This is a genomic window from Streptococcus infantis (assembly GCF_001579645.1).
GTDB lineage: Bacteria > Bacillota > Bacilli > Lactobacillales > Streptococcaceae > Streptococcus > Streptococcus infantis_E.
Genome location: NZ_KQ970818.1, coordinates 817,344 through 822,945 on the forward strand (window position 1 = coordinate 817,344; position 5,602 = coordinate 822,945).

A 5,602-nucleotide genomic window follows, 5' to 3' on the forward strand; every position below is an offset into this window, starting at 1 on the left:
TATTCTTTATCAGGAATTACTTTAAAAAGATAATAGGTAATAAAAATTGTCAAAGCTCCTAGAGCGATTTTGACGGGTAAAAGGGGAGCAAAGTAAATGGAAATTCCCATCAAGATATAAATAGATACGATAATTTTTTTCTTACGCTCACGCGCAATAGACTTGGTCTCACGAAAGTCCGCTACGTAAGTCTGATAAAGTTTGGTATGATAAAGCCAATCTTCAAAACGCTTGGAACTTCTGGAAAAACAAGCAATAGACAACAGAAGAAAAGGAGTCGTAGGCAACAAGGGCAAAACAACTCCAACAATAGCCAGAGCTAATGACAGAAATCCAATAATCAGATAGATAATACGCATAACTTCTCCTAGTTAAAATAATCTTCTTCTAGTTTCGCATACAATGATGAATTTTGTCAAGCTTCAACTAAAAAGAGCCTGAAATTTAATTTCAGGACTCATTTTATTTGATTTTTTCTTCTTCGTAATCACCATTGCTACAAACAACCTGCTTACCGCCACCACGGACTTTTTTCTCCATGAGGAAGTTGCCACATTTTGGACAATCTCGTCCAACAGGTTTATCCCAAGAAGTGAATTCACACTCTGGATAACGATTGCATCCATAGAAAATACGATTACGTTTGGTTTTGCGTTCGATGATTTGACCTTGATGACAGCTTGGGCATTCGACACCAATTTCTTTCACGATTGCTTGTGTATGACGGCAATCTGGGAAATTACTACAAGCATAGAATTTACCAAAGCGGCCTAATTTAATCACCATAGGACTGCCACATACTTCACAATCAAATCCTGCCGGCTCGTCCTTGATTTGGATTTTTTCCATCTCCTCTTCGGCTTTGGCAACCTCTTTAGAGAATGGTTTGTAAAAGGCGTCGATAACACGTTGCCACTGTTCTTTTCCGACCTCGACATCATCAAGTTTTCTTTCCATTTCAGCTGTAAAGGTCACATTGACAATATCAGGGAAGTACTCAACAATCAGTTTGTTAACAATTTCTCCCAATTCAGTCGGTTCAAAACGCTTGGCTGCAAGGCGGACATAATAGCGCTTTTGGATGGTTTCAATGGTTGGTGCATAAGTTGATGGACGTCCAACTCCATTTTCTTCCAAGGTCTTAATCAGTGTTGCTTCCGAATATCGGGCTGGTGGTTGAGTGAAGTGCTGCTCAGGTTTACTATTGACCTGCTTGACGACATCACCAACTGCCATATCCGGCAACATCTTATTCTTATCTGAGTCATTGTAAATGGCCAAGTAACCATCAAACTTAACCTGGCTACCATTTGCTGCAAATTGAACTCCATTTTGAGACAGTTTCACAGCCATGGTATCAAAGATAGCACCCGTCATCTGACTCGCTACAAAACGGTTCCAGATAAGGGTATAGAGTTTGAGTTGGTCTTTATCCAAGTACTTAGCAATCTTTTCAGGTGTATTGAAAACACTTGATGGGCGGATAGCCTCATGGGCATCCTGTGCACCAGTCGCATTCTTTACCTTGCTGCCATGCTTAGAATACTTACTGCCAAAACGTTCGTTAATGTAGTTTGCAGCTTCATTTTGAGCAACTGGACTGATACGAGTCGAGTCAGTACGCATATAGGTTATCAAACCTTGGACGCCCGTACCAATATTAATCCCTTCATAGAGTTGCTGGGCAACCATCATGGTCTTTCTAGTACGGAAATTGATTTTATTAGCTGCATCCATCTGCATAGTTGAGGTAGTATAAGGGAGTGGAGCGTTACGTTTGCGCTCTTTTTTATCCACCTGATCGACTGTAAAGTCTTTGCTGGTCAGGTGAGACAAGACTTCTTTGACCTCTTCATTGCTTGTCAATTTCATCTTCTTGCCATTCATTCCATAGAAGGATGCTTGGAATTGCTTAGTCCCCTTTTTGAAGACTCCATCAATAGTCCAATATTCTTCCGGTTGAAAAGCATTGATCTCATTTTCACGGTCAATGATTAACTTGAGAGCAACAGACTGAACACGGCCAGCTGACAAGCCCTTTTTGACCTTTTTCCATAAAATTGGTGAAATGGAATAACCTACCAAGCGGTCCAAGACACGACGGGCTTGTTGGGCATCCACCAAATCCATATCAATCTTACGAGGTTCTTTAAAGGCATTTTTTACTGCATCCTTGGTAATCTCGTTGAAAACAACACGGTTAGCATCATTTTCATCTAGATTAAGAATATGAGCTAAATGCCAAGAAATTGCTTCTCCTTCGCGGTCCGGGTCACTTGCGAGAAAGACTTTATTGGCTTTTTTAGCTTCTTTTTTCAAGTCATTGATCAGAGGACCTTTCCCACGAATATTGATATATTGGGGTTCATAATTATTTTCTACATCGACTGACATACTGGATTTTTTCAAATCACGAATATGACCAACACTGGCTAAAACCTTATAATTTCTACCCAGGTATTTTTCAATCGTTTTAGCCTTTGCAGGCGACTCCACGATTACTAGATTTTTTTTAACTGTTGATTTTTTCTTCTTTGTTGCCGTAGCCACAGTATCACACCTTTTCAAAGTAATAAACTTTATAAAGTGTAAACCATTTTTAAAAACCTGTCAAGACTTAACTCCTATATATAGAAGAAAAGTTTAACCGATAAAACCTTGCTAGTTCTTAAAATTCAAATTCTGCTAGCACATCCTGACCACTTGAAACAAGTTTTGCACCTTCTTGAACCAAGTGATGACAACCATCTGAACGACCATCTAAAATGCTCCCTGGAATAGCAAAAACATCCCTTCCTTCTTCCATAGCTCGCTCACAGGTAATCAAACTACCAGATCTCATCTTTGCCTCAGCAACAATGACACCCATACATAGACCAGCAATAATCCTATTTCGCGCTGGAAAATGATATTTCAAGGGTTCTTCGCCAGGTCCATACTCACTCAGGAGCAAATGATATTCACCGATGTAGTCCTGCAGTCGTTTATTAGAACGCGGATAATAGACATCTAAGCCAGTCCCAATGACTGCAATGGTTTTTCCACCACCTTGAAGTATAGACATATGCGCTGCAGTATCAATCCCTCTAGCAAGCCCACTCACAATCACCAACTCATTCTCTAATTCTTCAATAACCTTACGGACCGATTTTGTTCCTGTTTGACTACAAGAGCGACTGCCTACAACCGCAATCTTAGGTAACTTTAAAAGATTTAAATCGCCCTTATAAAATAACAATACTGGAGCATCATAGATTTCACTGAGAGCAAAGGGATAAACATCGTCCAGAATTGAAAATGAGGGAAATTTTTCAAAGTCACTTCTTAATCTCTCCATACTTTCAAAGGTGAGTTTATGGTAACGTTCCATAAAAACTACTGGATTTCTACACTCAGATACTTCTGCTATCGTTTCTAGGGTTAATTCTTGATCATAGATTTCTCCATATTGAAGTACCTTTAAAACCTGTTGATTACTTAAACCTGCTTGTTTCAACTTATAAATCTCAAAATTATCAATCTTAATTTTCATGATAGACTCCTTGTTTTTCTCTCTATCTATTTATTCGTAGAAAAAGAAAAAAACTTCCCAACAATTTTACTTGTTTAGAAAGTTTTTTATATTAGTTATCTTAGTAATCAGGGCGAAGGACTCCAGTGACAGTTGCCTTGGTTGCTTCGTAGTCCCCATCAATAACAACCTTGATAATGCGTTTAGCATCCTCTTCAGGCGCAGGAACCAAAGGTAGACGAGTTGGACCTGCTTCGAATCCCATATAGTTGAGTACTGCCTTAACAGGTGCTGGACTTGGGTAAGAGAAGAGAGCATTGACTTTAGGAATAAATTTACGTTGAATAGCTGCCGCTTTCTTTATATCACTTTCTTCGATTGCAGTAAACATTTCATGCATCTCATCTCCATTTGTATGGGAAGCAACAGAAATAACCCCATCGGCACCAAGATTCATAGCATGGAAGGCATCTCCATCTTCACCAGTATAAACCAAGAATTCTTCTGGTTTATGCTCAATCAAGTAAGCCATATTGGCAAGACTGGTACATTCTTTGACACCGATAATATTTGGATGTTCTGCCAAACGAAGTAAGGTATCTGGAGTCATTTCAACAACTACACGACCTGGAATGTTATAAATAATAATTGGCAAATCAGAGGCATCTGCAATTGCTTTAAAGTGCTGATACATACCTTCTTGGGATGGTTTGTTATAGTAAGGAACAATCGCAAGACCAGCTGCAAAACCACCAAACTCTGCTACTTCTTTGACGAATTCGATAGAGTCACGTGTGTCATTGGTACCAACACCGGCAATTAAAGGAACACGGCCATTGACAACCTTTTGAACAGCCGCAAACAACTGCAACTCCTCATCGTGAGTTAGAGTCGGACTCTCAGCAGTTGTCCCTGCTAGGAGAATTCCATCTGTATGATGAGCCAATAAATGTTCAATCAACTTTGGAATGGCATCGAAATTGATAGAGCCATCTTCATGAAAAGGAGTAATAAAGGCTGTGATAATTTTACAATCTTTTAAATCTTGATAAGACATACAAAACACCTTTCTATTTTAAAGAAGGAGTTCAAAAGAACTCCTACACATTATTTCAATTCAAATTTTAATTCAGCTGTTGGGCGAACTAGACCACGTTCATGTAAAGTCTCAGCGATTTGAACTGAGTTCCAAGCAGCACCTTTAAGAAGGTTATCAGAAACCACCCACATATGAATACCTTTTTCTGCATCCAAGTCTTTACGGATACGTCCAACGAAAGTATCACGTGAACCAACAGCATTAACTGCTTGAGGATAGATTTGGTGAGCAACATCGTCTTCAAGAACTGCACCTGGGAAGGCAGCAATAGCAGCTTTCACTTCTTCGATTGGTGCTACTTCTTTTGTTTCAATATAGACTGACTCAGAGTGAGCTGACAAAACTGGAATACGTACACATGTTGCTGATACTGCAATGCTCTCGTCTTCCATGATTTTCTTGGTTTCATTGGTCATCTTCATCTCTTCGTAAGTGTAGTCATTATCAGTGAAGACGTCAATTTGCGGAAGAGCATTGAAGGCAATTGGATAGTGTTTCTTATCGCCACCTGAAGGCAAGATTTCCGCATGCAAATCACGCGGATTCACACCGTCATTCAAGACTTCACGAAGCTCACGTTGGGTTTCAAGAATAGCTCCCATGCCAGCACCTGAAACTGCTTGATAAGTTGATACGATGATACGGTCCAAGCCCCATTTTTGACGGACGGGCTCAAGAGCCACCATCATTTGAATTGTTGAACAGTTAGGACAAGAGATAATTCCGTTGTGAGCATCAAGGGCGTGGGCATTCACTTCAGGAACAACCAATGGTACATCTGGATTTTGACGGAAATAAGAAGTGTTATCTACGACGACTGCGCCTGCCTTAACAGCATAGGGTGCATATTTTGCAGAAGTTGATCCACCAGCTGAGAAGAGAGCAATATCAACCCCTTCAAAAGCGTCTTCTGTTGTTTCTTCGATGGTCACATCTTGACCTTTGAATTGCAAGACCTTACCTGCAGAACGTGCAGACGCAAGGTAACGAAT

Annotated in this window: 5 protein-coding genes; all 5 read right to left on the reverse strand. The window is 40.0% G+C overall.

Annotated elements, in window-relative coordinates; all coding sequences use genetic code 11:
• Window positions 1–359, reverse strand: a 359-nt coding sequence (locus SINDD18_RS03910; protein WP_061863158.1) for a YbaN family protein, incomplete at its 3' end; no start/stop codon positions are given.
• 103 nt (window positions 360–462) lie between these two features.
• The gene (gene topA, locus SINDD18_RS03915; protein WP_061863159.1) at window positions 463–2,550 is read right to left on the reverse strand and encodes a type I DNA topoisomerase; all 2,088 of its coding nucleotides are present in this window, start codon (window positions 2,548–2,550) and stop codon (window positions 463–465) included.
• A gap of 118 nt (window positions 2,551–2,668) precedes the next feature.
• Window positions 2,669–3,526, reverse strand: coding sequence for a DNA-processing protein DprA (gene dprA, locus SINDD18_RS03920; RefSeq protein ID WP_153014410.1), 858 nt, complete (start codon window positions 3,524–3,526; stop codon window positions 2,669–2,671).
• 106 nt (window positions 3,527–3,632) lie between these two features.
• Complete coding sequence (gene dapA, locus SINDD18_RS03925) at window positions 3,633–4,568, reverse strand: 4-hydroxy-tetrahydrodipicolinate synthase (RefSeq protein ID WP_061863161.1); 936 nt, start codon at window positions 4,566–4,568, stop codon at window positions 3,633–3,635.
• A 50-nt stretch (window positions 4,569–4,618) separates the two neighbouring features.
• On the reverse strand, window positions 4,619–5,602 hold a 984-nt coding region (locus SINDD18_RS03930), incomplete at its 5' end, for an aspartate-semialdehyde dehydrogenase (RefSeq protein WP_241497329.1).